General features: G+C 63.3%; 12 protein-coding genes and 1 pseudogene. 5 read left to right on the top strand and 8 right to left on the bottom strand.

The window, feature by feature from the left end; all coding sequences use genetic code 11:
- Window positions 1–3: 3 nt before the first annotated feature.
- Both EN851_RS04150 and EN851_RS04145 read right to left on the bottom strand, forming a co-directional pair.
- Window positions 4–813, bottom strand: coding sequence for an ABC transporter ATP-binding protein (locus EN851_RS04150; RefSeq protein WP_127872567.1), 810 nt, complete (start codon window positions 811–813; stop codon window positions 4–6).
- 4 nt (window positions 814–817) lie between these two features.
- On the bottom strand, window positions 818–2,005 hold the full coding sequence (locus tag EN851_RS04145) for an ABC transporter permease (protein WP_127872568.1): 1,188 nt from the start codon (window positions 2,003–2,005) through the stop codon (window positions 818–820).
- 77 nt (window positions 2,006–2,082) lie between these two features.
- On the opposite strand from EN851_RS04145, the gene dgcA reads away from it, so the two are divergent.
- Entirely contained in the window at window positions 2,083–3,066 is a 984-nt protein-coding gene (dgcA, locus tag EN851_RS04140) for an N-acetyl-D-Glu racemase DgcA (RefSeq protein ID WP_135928640.1), read from the top strand.
- Here the strand turns inward: dgcA and EN851_RS04135 are convergent.
- Together EN851_RS04135 and EN851_RS04130 are read right to left on the bottom strand one after the other, a co-directional pair.
- Window positions 3,037–4,251 carry an MFS transporter gene (locus tag EN851_RS04135; RefSeq protein WP_135928639.1) on the bottom strand — a complete coding sequence of 405 codons (1,215 nt, stop codon included), beginning with the start codon at window positions 4,249–4,251 and terminating at the stop codon, window positions 3,037–3,039. The genes dgcA and EN851_RS04135 overlap by 30 nt on opposite strands.
- 130 nt (window positions 4,252–4,381) lie before the next feature.
- Window positions 4,382–5,197, bottom strand: coding sequence for a UDP-2,3-diacylglucosamine diphosphatase (locus EN851_RS04130; RefSeq protein ID WP_135928638.1), 816 nt, complete (start codon window positions 5,195–5,197; stop codon window positions 4,382–4,384).
- 119 nt (window positions 5,198–5,316) lie between these two features.
- Between EN851_RS04130 and EN851_RS04125 the strand changes: the two genes are divergently transcribed.
- The 4 genes from EN851_RS04125 to EN851_RS04110 all read left to right on the top strand — a co-directional run bounded on the left by EN851_RS04125 (window position 5,317) and on the right by EN851_RS04110 (window position 10,781).
- Window positions 5,317–6,096 (top strand): SDR family oxidoreductase, encoded by a 780-nt coding sequence (locus EN851_RS04125; protein WP_027146364.1) that lies wholly within the window; start codon window positions 5,317–5,319, stop codon window positions 6,094–6,096.
- 175 nt (window positions 6,097–6,271) lie between these two features.
- Window positions 6,272–8,596, top strand: coding sequence for an NADP-dependent malic enzyme (locus EN851_RS04120; RefSeq protein ID WP_135880472.1), 2,325 nt, complete (start codon window positions 6,272–6,274; stop codon window positions 8,594–8,596).
- 161 nt (window positions 8,597–8,757) lie between these two features.
- A complete protein-coding gene (locus EN851_RS04115; RefSeq protein ID WP_127280094.1) occupies window positions 8,758–9,435 on the top strand; it encodes an outer membrane protein in 678 nt (225 codons plus the stop codon).
- Window positions 9,436–9,578: 143 nt separating this feature from the next.
- Window positions 9,579–10,781 carry a DUF2865 domain-containing protein gene (locus EN851_RS04110; protein WP_135921509.1) on the top strand — a complete coding sequence of 401 codons (1,203 nt, stop codon included), beginning with the start codon at window positions 9,579–9,581 and terminating at the stop codon, window positions 10,779–10,781.
- Here the strand turns inward: EN851_RS04110 and gltX are convergent.
- From gltX to EN851_RS04090, 4 genes and pseudogenes are all read right to left on the bottom strand, one after another.
- Window positions 10,699–12,072, bottom strand: coding sequence for a glutamate--tRNA ligase (gltX, locus tag EN851_RS04105; RefSeq protein ID WP_127281196.1), 1,374 nt, complete (start codon window positions 12,070–12,072; stop codon window positions 10,699–10,701). The genes EN851_RS04110 and gltX overlap by 83 nt on opposite strands.
- A gap of 155 nt (window positions 12,073–12,227) precedes the next feature.
- Entirely contained in the window at window positions 12,228–13,382 is a 1,155-nt protein-coding gene (locus tag EN851_RS04100) for a hypothetical protein (RefSeq protein WP_245520683.1), read from the bottom strand.
- A gap of 245 nt (window positions 13,383–13,627) precedes the next feature.
- Window positions 13,628–15,431: pseudogene (locus EN851_RS04095) on the bottom strand (ABC transporter ATP-binding protein).
- Between the two features lie 382 nt (window positions 15,432–15,813).
- A complete protein-coding gene (locus tag EN851_RS04090) occupies window positions 15,814–16,230 on the bottom strand; it encodes a GNAT family N-acetyltransferase (protein WP_127872578.1) in 417 nt (138 codons plus the stop codon).
- Window positions 16,231–16,275 lie beyond the last annotated feature (45 nt).

Raw genomic sequence — 16,275 nt, 5'->3', positions numbered from 1 at the left:
TGGCTATGCACGAGCGGCAAGATCAAGTTGCCGTGCGCGTTTTCCGCGGAAATAGGATTTCACCCACGGTTCCTCGCTCTTCAGCATGTCGTCGATAGTGCCTTCGACCAGGACCTTTTTCTTGCCCAGCACCGCCACGTGGTCGCAGGCTGTAAACAGCGTATCGAGGTCGTGGGTCACCATGTAGACGGTCAGATCCATGGTGTCGCGCAGCTTGACGACGAGTTCGTCGAACTCGGCCGCGCTGATCGGGTCGAGGCCCGACGTCGGCTCGTCGAGAAAGACGATGTCGGGGTCGAGCGCCAGCGCCCTGGCAAGCGCGGCGCGCTTGATCATGCCGCCGGAGAGTTCGGAGGGAAACTTCTGCGCCGCATCCGGCGGCAGCCCGACCAGCTCGATCTTGAGCAGCGCCAGCTCGTCCATCAGCTTCCTTGGCAGGTCGAGATATTCGCGCATCGGCACCTGCACGTTCTCCATCACGGTCAGCGCCGAAAACAGCGCACCATGCTGGAACAACACGCCAAGACGCATGTCGATGCGCAGCCGCTCGATGTCGCTTGCCTTGTCGACGTCGACGCCGAACAGTTTGATTGTTCCCGATTGCTTGGGCATCAAGCCCAGAATGGTGCGCAACAGCACGGACTTGCCGGCGCCCGAGGCCCCGACGAACCCCAGTATTTCGCCGCGCGTGATGTCGAGCGACAGCTTGTCGAGGATCAGTTTGTCGTCAATGGCAACGGTGACGTCGTGCACCGAAAGGACGATTTCGCTGTCGACCTCGTCCTTCACCTCGACCCCATTGCCCTTCGCCATCTTGTCAGAACTCGATCGCTGCGTAGAACATGGCGAAAAGCCCGTCGAGGATGATGACGACGAAGATCGACTTCACCACCGAAGCGGTCACGTGCTGGCCGAGCGATTCGGCGCTGCCGCCAACCTTCATGCCCTCGACGGAGGCGATCGTGCCGATGATCATGGCCATGAACGGCGCCTTGATCAGGCCGGCGAAAATCGTGCTGAGATCGATTGCGACACGCAACCGGTCGATGAAGGCAGCGGGCGGGATATCGGAGTAAAGCCAGGCGGCGACAATGCCGCCGCCAAGTGCGGCAAAATTCGCGATGATCGTCAGGCAGGGCAAGGCGATCACCAGGGCAACCAGCCGCGGAAAGACCAGGACGCCGATCGGATTGAGGCCGATGACCTTCAGCGCATCAACCTCCTCGCGCATCTTCATGGAGCCGATTTCGGCAGTGATCGCGCTGCCGGAGCGGCCGGCGATCATGATTGCCGTCATCAGCACGCCGAGTTCACGCAGGATCAGCACGCCGACGAGATCGACGACGAAGATGTCGGCGCCGAAATAACTGAGCTGATAGGCGCCCTGCTGGGCGACGATGGCCCCGACGATCGCCGACATCAGCACCACCACGGGGATAGCGCCGACGCCCATGCGATCGATCTGGTTGAAGATCGCTGCCGGGTTGACCGCATGGCCGCGGCCGAGCTTCATCTGCGCGCCGCGGATGGTGGCGCCCAATATGTTCATCGAGGCGAGGAAATCGTCGCGCATCTCGTAGACGCGCCGGCCAACCGCCTCAAGCGCCCGAATGACAATGTTGGGCGGCCGCGCCGGTCCGGATTCGGGCTCGCGCCGGACGGCTTCGCCGACTGCTTCGAGCAATATGGAAGCGACGTCACTTTGGCCTTGCAGCCGGACCTCGACATTCTTCTTCTCGAAGACGCTGACCAGCCGGTCGATCAGCCAGGCGCCGGCGGTATCGATCTTCTCGATTTTCGAAAGATCGAGCGCCAACGTCTTGAAACCGCTTCGCTTCTCGATCTTGCGCATCTCGGCGTCGATCAGCGCCACGGTCCGTGTCGTCCAGACTCCGGAAAACGCGCAGCCGAGGACGCCACCCTCCTCGCCGACCGCCACGCGCGGGTCGTGATCAGCCCCCGAGGCGGTCGTGCCGCTTGCGTCGCGTTTACCGATGGTCAACATGGCGTCCTGTTTAGCCTGATGGGTCCGACCTTGTCGATTTGCCGACAACCCTTCTCGCATAGCCGGAGCAGAAAAATATGGCGCGTGTCATTTCGGTCGAGGCCGAGCGTTTTCCGATCGCCGGGACCTTCACCATTTCGCGCGGCTCCAAGACCGAGGCCGAGGTCATCACCTGCACGATCAGCCAAGGTGGCCATAGCGGGCGTGGCGAATGCGTTCCCTACAGGCGCTATGGCGAGACCATGGCTGGTGTCCATGACGCGATCCAGGCGATGAGTGACCGGATCGCCGGCGGGATGGACCGCATCGCCCTGCTCGACGCAATGCCTGCCGGGGCGGCGCGCAACGCTGTAGACTGTGCCCTTTGGGATCTTGAAGCCAAGATCAGCGGCAATCCGGTGGCGAACGCAATCTGGCCGGACCCGTTGCATCGGCTCCAAACCGCTTACACGCTGTCGCTCGGAGAACCCGAGGCGATGGCGGCGCAGGCCCGCGCCAACGCCGGCCGGCCGCTGCTCAAGGTCAAGATCGGCGGCGACAACGACATCGCCCGCATCCGGGCGGTGAGACAGGCCGCGCCCGAGAGCCGGTTGATCCTCGATGCCAATGAAGGCTGGACCGACGACAACATCGTCGCGAACCTCGCCTTTGCCGCCGAGCAGGGCATCGCCCTGATCGAGCAGCCGCTGCCGGCGGGCCGTGACGGCATTCTGCGCCACATCGCGCATCCAGTGCCGATCTGCGCCGACGAGAGCATTCATGAAGCAGGGAACCTCGAAGCGCTTGTCGGGCTCTACGATGCCGTCAACATCAAGCTCGACAAGTCCGGCGGGCTGACGGCGGCGCTCACCTTGCGCGACCGCGCTCGTGAGCTGGGTTTCGGCGTCATGGTCGGCTGCATGGTCGGCACCTCGCTGGCAATGGCGCCGGCCGTTCTGCTCGCGCAAGGAGCCGATTTCGTCGACCTCGACGGCCCGCTGCTGCTTGCCCGGGATCGTGTGCCGGGTCTCGTTTACCAGGGATCGCTCGTCTCACCCCCGGACCGGGCGCTGTGGGGCTGAGCGCGCCGCAAGTCCGATCAGCACGAGGCCAATGATCGCGATCGGGATCATCGCCAGGAAGCCATCGACGCCGAGGCGGTCATAGAGCGGACCGGAGGCAAGCGTGACGGCGGCCATGAAGAACCCATTGAAGAAATAGGCGATGCCTTGCGCGGCGCCCGTGCGTTCTTCTGAGACGGTTTCGGCGATCATCTTCTGCAGGCCGATCAGCACCATTGCGACAGACACCGAATGCAGCGACTGCACTGCGAAAAAGCCGCCGACGCCAAGGCCGAGCGGCCACACCAGCGGAAAGGCGATCCAACGCACGATCGAGCCGATGCCGGCAATGAGCATAACCCGGGCGACGGGTACGGAGGCGAATATTCGATTGAAAAACAGGAACATGCAGACCTCGGACACCACCCCCCATGCCCATAGCAGGCCGACGACGGAATCGCTGATGCCGATCGATTTCCAATAGATCGAGACGAAGCCATAAAGGAAGGCGTGGCTGGCGGTGATGATGCCGACGCCAAGCGTGAAATAGAGGAAATAGGCATTGAACAGGCCCGGCGCCGCGTGCTGGATTTCCGTCGCCGACAGCGGCGAGGCCTTGCGCGGCTTCCCCAGGCGCGGCGCCATCAGGCCTGCGGCGAGTGCCGCGCCAAGGGCAAGGAATATGATCACCGGAACGGCCCGGGGACCAGTAGCCGCCAGAATGAAGCCGCCCGCGACATTGGCCAGGAGATAGCAGATCGATCCCCATTTGCGCATGCCCGCATAGTTTGACCCGAAGCGGCGCACGCCCGAAAGCGCCAGCGAATCGGCGATCGGCGAATGCGGGGTCCAGACAATGGTCAGCAGCAACGACACCGCCAGCACCGTCGCGTAGGTCGGCGTCAGGAAATACCCCGCGGACAACAGCAGCGAGGCCGCGACGAGCACGACATAGACATCGGCGCGGTCCCTGGCTCGATCGGCAAGCGTGGTCAGCAGCGGTGTCGTCACCACGCGCAGGAACATGGGCGCCGCAAGGATGACGGCGATCTGTTCGGCGTGAAACCCCTTAGCCTGCAGCCAAAGCGGGAAATAGGGCAAATGGGTGCCAAGCGATATGAACAGCGTGCCGAAGATGAGGCTCATGCGCAGCTCAAAACGGCTCGGCTTCACGAGTTGTTCGGGCGAAAGCGGCGGCAGCGGCATGAATCGATCCAATGACGCTGCGCTCAACGACCGGCGAGCAGCGCAAGCCGATCCTTAACATGAGGAAAAACCGGGCGAAACCGGCTGGACCAGTCGATTAACACCAGAAAGTATGGGGCCGGCTTCCGCCTCAGGCGGCCTGCACCACCCTATCCTCGATGAGCATCGGGATGAAGGGCTCGTCAGGCGCTTCAGGCAGCACATGCGCCCAGGTCAGGATCTCCATGCGGCCGTCGAAATGCTCGACCACGGCGGTGCAGCTCTCCACCCAGTCACCGGTGTTGATATATTGCACGTCGCCATAGCTTTCGATGGCGGCATGGTGGATGTGCCCGCAGATGACGCCGTCGACATGCGAGCGTCGCGCTTCCTCGCTGAGCACCGTCTGGAACGAGCCGATGAAGTTCACGGCCTTCTTGACCTTGACCTTGGCCCAGGACGAAAACGACCAGTAAGGCAGGCCGAGCAGCTGACGCAGCCGCGTGATCACCCGGTTGACCTGCATGGCGGCGTCATAGGCATGGTCGCCGAGATAAGCGAGCCAACGCTGGTTGTGGACGACGGTATCGAACTGGTCGCCATGAATGACCAGCAGTCGCCGGCCATCGGCGGTTTCGTGGATGGCGCGGTCGGCCACGACGATGCCGCCGAAATGCACGCCCTGGAACTGGCGCGCGAATTCGTCGTGATTGCCGGCGATATAGGTGATCGAGGCGCCCTTGCGCGCCTTGCGCAGCAGTTTTTGCACGACGTCATTGTGACTTTGCGGCCAGTGCCAGCTGCGCCTCAGGCGCCAGCCGTCGACGATATCGCCGACCAGATAGATGATGTCGGCATCGTGGTAGCGCAGGAAATCGATCAGGAAATCGGCCTTCGCCGCTTTCGAGCCCAAATGGACATCGGAAATGAACATGCTGCGGAAAGTGCGGGGCTCTTGGCCTGACATTGCGGATTCACCCTTGCTTTCGACCAGCCTATGCTCCGATTCATGCAACAACCGTATGACGGTTGCGATTGGTCCAGCGCTGGCGCTAGCCTGCCGGGCAAATCAAAGGAGAAATCGTCATGGATCTTGGTATCCGCGGAAAGAAGGCCATCGTCTGCGCTTCGAGCAAGGGGCTCGGGCGTGGCTGCGCCATGGCGCTGGCCGAGGCAGGCTGTGACATCGTCGTCAATGGGCGCAATGCGGAGCTGGTCGCCAAAACCGCCGCGGAGCTGCGCCAACGCCATGGCGTGACGGTGACGGAAGTCGTCGGCGACGTTTCGAAGCCGGAGGTACAAAAGGCGTTGCTCGCTGCCTGTCCGGAACCCGACATCCTCGTCAACAACAATGGCGGGCCGCCGCTTCGCGATTTCCGCGAACTCGATCGTGGAAAAATCCTCGAAGGCGTTACTCAGAACATGGTGACACCGATCGAACTGGTGCAGGCGGTCATCGACGGCATGGCGGCGCGCGGCTTCGGGCGCATCGTCAACATCACCTCGCTGTCGGTCTACGTCCCGATCCCCGGCCTCGACCTCTCATCGGGTGCGCGCGCCGGCCTGACGTCGTTCCTTGCCGGCGTGGCGCGCACGGTGATCGAGCGCAACGTGACCATCAACAGCCTGCTGCCGGGCAAGCTCGACACCGACCGGCTGCGCGGCCCGCACGAGGCCGGCACGCCGGAGGATCCCAAGGCGGCCGCGGCGCGCAAGACCCGCATCAGCGCCGACGTACCGGCCAAGCGGCTCGGCACGCCGGAGGAATTCGGCCAGATCTGCGCCTTCCTGTGCTCTGTCCATGCCGGCTATCTGACCGGACAGAATATACCCGTCGACGGAGGCCTCTACGTTAGCGCGTTTTGACCGGCGAGCCTGCGAAGCAGCGCAACCTGATTTCGCATGAAACATCCGTAACAAACTGATAAATAATGGATTTTGACGCGCCGGCATTTAAAGCTGCCGGCGCGTCAATTAGCGTCGCGAAAAACCTTGGCCTCATGCTAAAAGGACTCCGAAGCAGGTTTCGAGGAGCGGCCGCATGGAAGGCGAGAACAAGAAAACGGCACGTTCGGACCTCGACGAAGCCGCCCTCTATTTTCACAAGCACCCGACGCCGGGAAAGCTCGAGATTCAGGCCACCAAGCCGCTCGGCAACCAGCGCGACCTGGCGCTCGCCTATTCGCCCGGCGTCGCTGCTCCTTGCCTGGAGATCCGCGACAACCCGGCGACCGCCGCCGACTACACGGCGCGCGCCAACCTGGTCGGCGTCGTGTCGAACGGCTCGGCCGTGCTCGGTCTCGGCAATATTGGGCCGCTTGCCTCCAAGCCGGTGATGGAGGGCAAGGCGGTCCTGTTCAAGAAGTTCGCCGGCATCGACGTCTTCGACATCGAGATCGACGCGCCTGAAATCGAGCGCATGGTGGAAACGGTCGCCGCGCTGGAGCCGACCTTTGGCGGCATCAACCTCGAGGACATCAAGGCGCCGGAGTGTTTTGAGGTCGAGGAACGCCTGAAGGCCCGCATGAGCATACCGGTGTTCCATGACGACCAGCACGGCACCGCCATCATCGTCGCCGCCGCCGTGCTCAACGGGCTGGAATTCGCCGGCAAGACCATTTCGGAGATCAAGGTCGTTACCTCAGGCGCCGGCGCCGCCGCCCTCGCCTGCCTCAATCTGCTGGTTTCGCTCGGCGTGCGCGTCGAGAACATCTGGGTCACCGACCGTTTCGGCGTCGCCTATAAGGGCCGTGTCGACGAGATGGACCGCTGGAAAGACCCCTATGTAAAGGACACCGAGGCGCGCACGCTGGCCGACGTCATACCGGGCGCAGATGTTTTCCTCGGCCTCTCCGCCGCCGGCGTGCTGAAGCCGGAACTGCTCCAGCACATGGCGTCGAAGCCGTTGATCCTGGCGCTGGCCAATCCCAATCCGGAGATCATGCCGGAAGTGGCGCGGGCGGCGCGTCCCGACGCCATGATCTGCACGGGCCGATCCGATTTTCCCAATCAGGTCAACAACGTGCTTTGCTTCCCCTACATCTTCAGGGGCGCGCTCGACTGCGGCGCCAGCGCCATCAATGAGGAGATGAAGATGGCGGCGGTGCGGGCGATCGCCGCCCTTGCCCGCGAAGAACCGTCCGATGTCGCCGCGCGCGCCTATTCCGGCGAGACGCCGGTCTTCGGCCCGGAGTTCCTGATCCCCTCGCCCTTCGACCCGCGCCTCATCCTGCGCATCGCGCCGGCCGTCGCCAAGGCAGCCTGTGACACCGGTGTGGCGACACGGCCGATCACCGACTTCGCCGCCTATATCGACAAGCTCAACCGCTTCGTCTTCCGCTCCGGCCTGGTGATGAAGCCGGTATTCTCCTCCGCCAAGGCTTCCAGCGCCAAACGCGTCATCTACGCCGACGGCGAGGACGAGCGTGTCCTGCGTGCCGCCCAGGTTGTGCTCGAGGAAGGCATCGCCGAACCGATCCTGATCGGCCGCCCGCATGTCATCGAGGTCAGGCTGAAGCGTTACGGCCTGCGCATCAAGCCCGGTGTCGATTTCGGCCTGATCAACCCGGAGGACGATCCGCGCTACCGCCACTATGTCGACCTCCTGATCGAACTCGCTGGCCGCCGTGGCGTGACGACGGAGGCCGCGCGCACCATGGTGCGCACCGACAACACGGTGATCGCGGCGCTGGCGCTCAAGCGCGGCGACGCCGACGCCATGATCTGCGGCCTCGAAGGCCGTTTCGAGCGGCATCTGCGCAATGTGACGCTGATCATTGGGCCGCGCACCGGCATCAAGGACCGGGACCTGTCGACCCTTTCCATGCTGATCTCGCAGCGCGGCATCATCTTCCTCACCGACACTCACGTCTCCGTCGACCCCACGGCCGACGAAATCGCCGAGATGACCGTGCTGGCGGCCGAGGAAATCCAGCGCTTCGGCATCGAGCCGAAGGCGGCGCTGCTGTCGCATTCGGATTTCGGCTCGCGCGATTCGCCGAGCGCCCTGAAGATGCGTCAGGCCGCGGCCATTCTGGCGCGCATCGCACCGGAACTGCAGTGCGATGGCGAAATGCACGCCGATTCCGCTTTGTCGGAGCATCTGCGCCAGCGCGTCTACCCGCATTCACGCCTGAAGGGCGAAGCCAATCTCCTGGTGTTCCCGAACCTCGATTCGGCCAACATCACGCTAACGGCACTGCGCGCCATGATGGATGCCCTGCATGTCGGCCCCATCCTTCTCGGCACCGACAAGCCGGCGCACATATTGACGCCCTCGGTGACCTCGCGCGGCGTCGTCAACATGACCGCACTGGCGGTGGTCGAAGCGGCGCACAAGGCGCAAGCGATCGCCAATCTGGACTGAACTGGCTCTCGCGACCCGATTGATCCAGCCCCGCGTTGGGCGGATCAAGTGTTGCGAGCCCACAACTCTTGATCGAGAAATCCCGCATTGAACGAATGCGGATTTCACGGCACGGATCAATTTGATATGGTCAGGCCGTCTGACTAGGCCGTGAGAATGTCATGAGAGCCCTGTTGCTCGCTTCGGCAATGCTGATTGTGACTGGCGCAGAGGCGTTCGCCGCCGACGCCATCGGGTCCGAGCCGACCGTGCATGACTGGTCCGGCGTCTATGTCGGCGGGCATCTCGGCTATGGTTTTGGCAGCACAGACGCGACCTACAACCTGCCAAACACGCCAACGATCCGGGGCACGCAGGATTATGACACCGACGGCTTTCTGGGCGGTGTCCAGATCGGCTACAATTACCAGGTCAATTCCGCGGTTCTTGGAATCGAGGCCGATATTTCGGGCGCCGATATCAAGGGACATTCCGACGAGATCAATGTCGGCGGAGGTGATGTCTACGACACCAAGGTGGATTGGTTCGGAACGATCCGCGCCAGGGCGGGCTATGCTTTCGACAGCACCCTTGTCTACGGGACTGGCGGCCTTGCTTTCGGAGGCGTCGAAAACCAATATCTCGACGGACCCGCCAACAGCTATTCCGAAAAGAACACCAAGGTTGGCTGGACGATTGGCGCAGGGCTGGAGCAGGCAATCACCGATCATTGGTCGGCAAATGCCGAATATCGATATGTCGACCTGCGGGACCAGACGATCAACTACGCGCCCAACTCCAATACGACCTTCGACAATACGTTCAGTACCGTCAGGATCGGGATGAACTACAAGTTCTGACGGCCGGCCATGCCCATTGCCGCGGCTGACGGGCACCATCGAATGCGCGCCGCTTTTCAGCCGACACAAGATGACTTCCGAAATGGACGATTAACCGCGAACGGCGTAGCCTTGGCCATTACTGGCAAGCGGGATCGAGGCGGATGGCAAGCGGAGGTTTGAAGCAGGCGCATGCTGCCGTGCTGCTCGGCCTCCTGCTGTCCGGCGCGGCGGTCAGCGAGCCGCAGGCCGCTTCGCGGGTCTGCCGTCAACTGGAGGCTGACCTCGCCGCGACCTCACGCGGCGGTGGCGGAGGCCCGGCATTGGTGCGGAAATACGACGCCGCGATCGAAAGGCAGCGCGACCAGATCTCGAAGGCTCGCGGTCAGGCGAGCAGCGCCGGTTGCGGGTTCTCGCTGTTTTCACGCAACATCAACCAGTGTGCCGGGCTGAACGCCACCATCGAGCGCATGAACGCCAATCTCGACAGTCTACAGGCCAAGCGTGCCCAGCTCGCCGGCGGCGGCTCACGCCGCGACCGCGGCCGCATCCTGGCGGCGCTCGATGCCAATGACTGCCGTGACGATGCGGTGGGGCCCCGTCGCGCGCCTCCGCAGGAAGCCAATCGTGAAGATGGGGACAATGCCAACCTCTTCGACCAGCTTTTCGGCGCCGACAACCGGCGGATCGATACCTTGGACCAGCCTGACGATTCGGGCGAGGAAAGCGATGTCAGCCGCGTCCTGAACCAGCCCGGCATTCCGGACGTTGCGGGCAGCGGCGGCGAATTCCACACCAGTTGCGTGCGCACTTGCGACGGCTATTTCTTCCCCATGTCGAACGCCGCCTCGGCCGGCGATTTCGAGCGCGACCAGAAGAATTGCGAATCGGCCTGCCCCGGTACCGAGATGCAGGTCTTCTATTCGCGCGGCATGGACGACGATTCGGCATCGATGACGTCATCGGTCACCGGCAGGCCCTACGGCGAGTTGCCGACCGCCTATCTCTACAAACAGCCCAACATGTCGCGGCCACCCGCTTGCGGCTGCAATGCCGCGCAGAATTTCCAGATCATTGGCGGCAACTCGCCAAGCCAGCAACAATCACAGCCCGAACCGGACGCGGCGCCGTCTGTTCCGGTACCGGCCTCGAAGCCCGATCCGGGTGCCGACCCCGAGACCCTGGCCAACATGCAAGGCGGGCTCGACCGTGAAGCCATCAAACGTCTTTCGGCCAGGCCGGTGACATCGCCCGTTTCGGCCCTGCCCCCGGAACAGCGCAAGGTCAGGGTCGTCGGGCCAACGTTCCTTCCCGACCCATCAGCGGCAATAGATCTGCAAGCTCCGGCCCCGAAGACCGTCCAGTAAGGGCAAGCCTGAGCGGCATGAACAGCGCCTTGCCCTTGCGGCCGGTCGCTTCCCTGATCTTGCCGGTCCAATCCTTCCAGACCGTCCCGTTCCACGGCTCCTCAGGCAGGAGATCGAGTGCCTGGTGGAGAAAATCGCGGTCGTCATCGGAAAATTCGGGCATCTCCTGCGGCCCTTCGCGCAGGACACGCCACCAGGCAATCGCATCAGCCAGCCGGTCGAGATTGCCGCGCACCGCCAGCCAGAACGGCTCGGCGTGTTCGCCGGAAATACCCAGCACCATCAACCGGTCCCGCGCCTCGGCGAACGGCATACGGTGCAACAGCACCCGGTTGAGCACGAACAGCTCGGCCGGATCGAACTTGGACGACGATTTCGAGGTCGCGGCCGGGTCGAAATGGCCGGCGAGTTCGGTCAGGTCATGCGCGGCCGCGACATTCTCCGATGTGCCGACCAGCACGGCCAGCGAAGCGACGGCCATCGGCTCGATGCCATCCTCGCGCAGGCTCTCGATGGAAAGCGCGCCGGTGCGCTTCGAGAGTCCCTCGCCCGAGACGGTGGTCAGGAGATTGTGGTGGCCGAAAACGGGCGGCTCGGCGCCCAGCGCCTTGAACAGGGCGATCTGCACTCCGGTGTTCGTGACATGATCGTCGCCGCGGATGACGTGGCTGATGCCCATCTCGATATCGTCGACGACGGAGGGCAGCGTGTAGAGATAGGTGCCGTCCTCGCGCACCAGCACCGGATCGGACAGCGAAGCCAGATCCACCGTCTCCTCGCCACGCACCAGATCGTCCCAGTGGATCTCGGTGCGCTCCGGCTGCAGCGGATCGCTGGAGAAATTGGGCAGCAGGAAGCGCCAGTGGGGCCTGCGCCCGTCGGCCTGATATTCGGCCACCTGCTCCGTCGTCAACGCCAGTGCTTCGCGGCCATAGACTGGCGGCAAGCCTCGCGTGCGGCGCACCTTGCGCCTGAGGTCGAGTTCTTCCGGCGTTTCGTAGCAGGCGTAAAGGACACCCGCAGCCTTCAGCCGCTCGACCGCCGCGTCATAGATTTCGAAGCGTCGCGACTGATACTCGGTGGCATCCGGGAAAATGCCCAGCCAGTGCAAGTCGTAAAGGATGGCGTCGGCGAATTCCTGCTTCGAGCGGGCGACGTCGGTGTCGTCGAAGCGCTGGATGAAACGGCCCTTGTTGTTGAGGGCAAACAACCAGTTGAACAGAGCGGTGCGCGCATTGCCGATATGGATGCGGCCGGTCGGTGACGGGGCGAAACGAACGGTAACTGTCATGAGCGGGGCGTACCGGATGCCTTTGTGATTGACAAGATGCGCCCCCGCGCCGTGCCGCAGACATAGAACATGGCGGCTGGAATGAAAAGACCGGGCCGGGCGTGCCTCAGGCCGCGCATGGCCGGCAGCGCCCCGAAGAGGTAAGTCGAAGGCGATCAGCGGCCGAAGTCGTCGGAACTGAGGCGGGTCCAGCGGTCGCCCATCAAGCCGCCGATAGCGATGTCGCCGGAGCGGACCGCCTCCGTGACCTCGGCGATTCGCGAGCGGACCATCGTCCCCCCGGCATAGCGGAAGATGAGATTCCTATAACCGAAGAGGTGGGAAATGAACGTGCCCTGGGTCTGCCCGCTGATGCCCACGCAGCCCATATCCCGCGCTGCGGCGACAAGGCCATCCAGCGTCGCGCCCCAGTGAGGTGCGGACGCCTGGATTTGCAACAGGTTCGCCATGTCGCCGGCTTGGCCGTAGAAGGCATAGCAGCCGACCATTCTGCCCGTCTCGTCGTAAGTCCCGCCAAAATGAAGCGGGCCGTCGGCCCGCTTCTCGGCCGCCAATGCGAGCAGCCGCGGCAGCTCGCCATCCCTCCAACTCGGCCGAAGAGCGTAATCCGACAGGAGGGCCGGCAGCCGCTCGGCAAATTGCGCGGCATTGATCGGCTCGGCATGGACCCGATGCGACGATGAAGGCTGGACGGGCGCTTCGAACCTTCGCTTCGTGAGAGCATCGAACGCCCTCGCGCAGGGTTCGAGTGCAAGGCGAGGCAGGCGGGGCCATTTACGGTGCAGTGCGGCGGCCGCCATCGCGGCTGGCCGGAAGATATAGGTCCATCCCAGACAATGGACCGGCAGGAGCTGGTATTTCATCGGACGCGCGAAGGCCAGGGATACCCGGTTGGCCGAATCCGTCAGCTGCAGATCGAATTCGCCTTGATGCAAGGCGCGCAGCAATTGCGGTCCGGCCGAGCCGTGATCGGCGCCAGGGTCGGCCATGAACGGACCGATGATCGCCGCATTCAATGCCGCTCCGTTGAGTTCGTAACGGGCTTTCAGGACGCCAAGGAACCCACCCAGATCGCCCTGTGGGTTGAACTGGACAAGGGCACTGCTCTCACCGGACTGGCCGGCGGGGTCAAGATAGATCTTTTTCATATACTCGGCCGTCTCCGCGATCGCGCGATCGAGGAGACGACCGCGACGCCGGCGAAACTTCGTCAGGAAGAGTGCGGCGACGCGTTCGAGATCTTCGGCGGCGAGCGGCCGAACCGAGCCATGCTGAGATTCCAGCACCGATGGCGCAGCCACCTTTTCCACGCCAGTAGTTCCGGAAGCAAGATGCATTGCGAAGACCGTTTAGGTTGCTTGTGCACCATACAACAACCAAAAGTAGAGGCAACGAATCTCGGTCGGTAACGTAAACAGACATCGCAAACCCGATATCTGAAAAAACGGCTTCACAGGCGGATTTGCTCAGCCCGCGCAAGCCGGGTGACAGGGCTCGGAAGTCTCGCAGCGCGTGATGGAGATGGCCTCCAGCCTAAGCCGGAGGCCATCTCGGGTCAGACCATGAGGCCCTTGGTCAGTTCCAGCGCCTGGCGCTCGAACAGGCGGCGGTAGATGCCGCCCTTCAGGCGGATCAACTCGTCATGCGAGCCTTCCTCGACGATCTTGCCGCGATCGAACACCAGCAGCCTGTCGAGCGCCCTCACCGTCGAAGCCGGTGCGCGATGACCAGCGTCGTGCGGCCGACCATCAGCCGTTCCATCGCCTGCTGGATCAGCACCTCCGATTCCGAATCGAGGCTCGATGTCGCCTCGTCCAGGATCAGGATGCGCGCGTCGGCCAGGAAAGCGCGGGCGATCGCCACGCGCTGACGCTCGCCGCCCGACAGTTTCACGCCACGCTCGCCGACCAGCGTGCCATAGCCTTTCGGCAGGTTGGCGATGAAATCGTGCGCGCTCGCCAGTCTCGCGGCATGCTCGATCTCCTCTTGGCTGGCGCCTGGCCTGCTATAGGCGATGTTTTCGGCCAGCGAACGGTGGAACAGGATCGGTTCCTGCTGGACGATGGCGATCTGGCCGCGCAGCGACGCCTGGGCGACCTGCGAGATACCTGGCCGTCGATCACTATCTTTCCCGCGTTCACGTCATAGAGCCGCTGGATGAGCTTGACGAAGGTGGTCTTGCCCGAGCCCGAGTGACCGACGAGCCCGACACGTTCACCCGGTGCGATATCCACCGAAAAGTCGCGATAGAGCGGCGACCGGTGATTGCCGTAGTGAAAGGTGACGTTGTCGAAGGCGATGTGGCCCTGCGTGATGGCAATAGGTCCGGCGCCGGGCCGATCTTCAATGCCGAGCGGTTCGGACTGAAAATCGACCAGTTCCTCCATATCGTTGATCGAACGCTGCAAATTGCGGATATGCGTGCCGATATCGCGCAAATAGCCTTGCAGCACGAAGAACGAGGTCAGCACGAAAGCGACATCGCCGGCGCTCGCCTGCCCCCACGACCACAGCATCAGCGCCAGGCCGATCACCGCGGCCCGCATGACCAGCAGCAGCACCCCTTGCGTTGTGCCGTTAATGGTGCCGCGCACCCAGGTGCGCCGTGTGCGCGCACGCCATTTGGCAACCACCCTGGCGAGGCGGCGCTCCTCGCGCTCCTCGGCGCCAAAGCCCTTGACCACGGCGTTGCAGCTCACCGCGTCGGCCAGCGAGCCACCGAGGCGCGTGTCCCATGTATTGGCAAGTCTTGCCGCCGGCGCCACATAGCCAAGCGACAGCATCGCCGTCACCATGATGAACAGCACGGAGCCAGCCGCGACCACCGCGCCCATCAGCGGCCAGAACCAGCCGAGCAGCAGCGTCGAGCCGAGGAGCATGACCACCGACGGCAGCAGCGCGATCAGGATGGTGTCGTTGAGCAGGTCGAGCGCCCACATGCCGCGCGTCACCTTGCGCACGGTCGAGCCGGCAAACGAGTTGGCATGCCAGTCGGTGGAAAAGCGCTGGACGCGGTGGAAGGCGTCGGCCGCGATGTCGGCCATCATCTTCAGCGTCAGTTCGACGATCGCCATGAAGGCAAGGTTGCGCAGCACGACGCCGGTGAGCGCCAGCGCCATCAGAATCAGGAATGCCGTCATCGCGGCATTCCAGGCAATCGCGTCCGCGCCGGCGCTGCTGGCGACGGCATCGACCAGCCGGCCGGAATAGAGCGGTGTCAGCACGTCGGCCAGCGTCGACAGCAGGAAACCGCCCATGATCAGCGAAAGCCGCCAGGGCTGGCGCCGCCAATGGATGAGCGTGAACCCAAGAACACTGCGAAAGGCGCTCGCGCGCAAATCGATCTTAAAGCGAGCCATGATGTCATTCGGGCGCAAACGAGCCCGATCCCAGTAAGGTCGAAAATTGATAAACCGCGCCGGGCAATTGCCCATGAATGCGGAGGTTCGGCTATGGTTGGTCGCCCGCCCAATGGGCGGCGACCGGCAGCGGCAAATGCCTTTTCTGCGTCCGGAATGGTTCCGATAGTTCGGAACACCGGCTCAGACCTAGGCTTCGCGGCCTCGCATAACGATGTCAAATCCTGGCATTCGGTCCTCCCTGAAGGGAATCGCGGAGAGGTCGTTATAGGGACGCTTCGATCGTTCGCCAAGGCAAGCCATGGCCAAAAGCAGTGCTGGACCAGCCGATGAGGCGATTTTGCAACAGTCGCGACTGGTGCCTGTCGTCGTCGCGCGTTGCTTACCCGGCAGACACCGCACGATCGAGGCGCATGTATCGTCCATCCGTCGATGCCTTGAAGCCCAGTCTTTCATAGACCCCATGCGCGTCGCTGGTCGACAGGCTCCAGTGCGAGACGGTGCTGAGTTCAGGATGATCGATGAGTGCCCGCACCAGCCGCAAGCCAATGCCTTGCCCGCGATGTTCGGGCCAGATGATGATGTCGGCGAGATAGGCGAATACCGTGCGGTCGGTGATCGCCCGGCCGAAACCGACCTGCTTGCCAGCGATGTAAGCGGCGGCGCAGAACGAGTTGGCAAAGGCTCGGCGATGAAACGCATCGCTGCGTCCAGCTCCCCAGTAGCTCGCCATCAACAGGTCGGAGGTCGCGCGGAAATCGATGCGTGACAGGTCGAAGCTGATCTCACAGTCCGGCATGATGGCACTCTCGCCGCGGTCTCGCGCACTCTCGCTCAGCAGGCG

Source organism: Mesorhizobium sp. M8A.F.Ca.ET.208.01.1.1 (assembly GCF_004791315.1).
Taxonomy (GTDB): domain Bacteria; phylum Pseudomonadota; class Alphaproteobacteria; order Rhizobiales; family Rhizobiaceae; genus Mesorhizobium.
This window is presented reverse-complemented; position numbering and strand designations above follow the sequence as displayed.

Bases quoted from the DNA above. Each gene is read 5' to 3' on its own strand.
- EN851_RS04150 (WP_127872567.1), bottom strand. From the start codon at position 813: ATGGCGAAGGGCAATGGGGTCGAGGTGAAGGACGAGGTCGACAGCGAA.
- EN851_RS04145 (WP_127872568.1), bottom strand. From the start codon at position 2,005: ATGTTGACCATCGGTAAACGCGACGCAAGCGGCACGACCGCCTCGGGG.
- dgcA (WP_135928640.1), top strand. From the start codon at position 2,083: ATGGCGCGTGTCATTTCGGTCGAGGCCGAGCGTTTTCCGATCGCCGGG.
- EN851_RS04135 (WP_135928639.1), bottom strand. From the start codon at position 4,251: ATGCCGCTGCCGCCGCTTTCGCCCGAACAACTCGTGAAGCCGAGCCGT.
- EN851_RS04130 (WP_135928638.1), bottom strand. From the start codon at position 5,197: ATGTCAGGCCAAGAGCCCCGCACTTTCCGCAGCATGTTCATTTCCGAT.
- EN851_RS04125 (WP_027146364.1), top strand. From the start codon at position 5,317: ATGGATCTTGGTATCCGCGGAAAGAAGGCCATCGTCTGCGCTTCGAGC.
- EN851_RS04120 (WP_135880472.1), top strand. From the start codon at position 6,272: ATGGAAGGCGAGAACAAGAAAACGGCACGTTCGGACCTCGACGAAGCC.
- EN851_RS04115 (WP_127280094.1), top strand. From the start codon at position 8,758: ATGAGAGCCCTGTTGCTCGCTTCGGCAATGCTGATTGTGACTGGCGCA.
- EN851_RS04110 (WP_135921509.1), top strand. From the start codon at position 9,579: ATGGCAAGCGGAGGTTTGAAGCAGGCGCATGCTGCCGTGCTGCTCGGC.
- gltX (WP_127281196.1), bottom strand. From the start codon at position 12,072: ATGACAGTTACCGTTCGTTTCGCCCCGTCACCGACCGGCCGCATCCAT.
- EN851_RS04090 (WP_127872578.1), bottom strand. From the start codon at position 16,230: ATGCCGGACTGTGAGATCAGCTTCGACCTGTCACGCATCGATTTCCGC.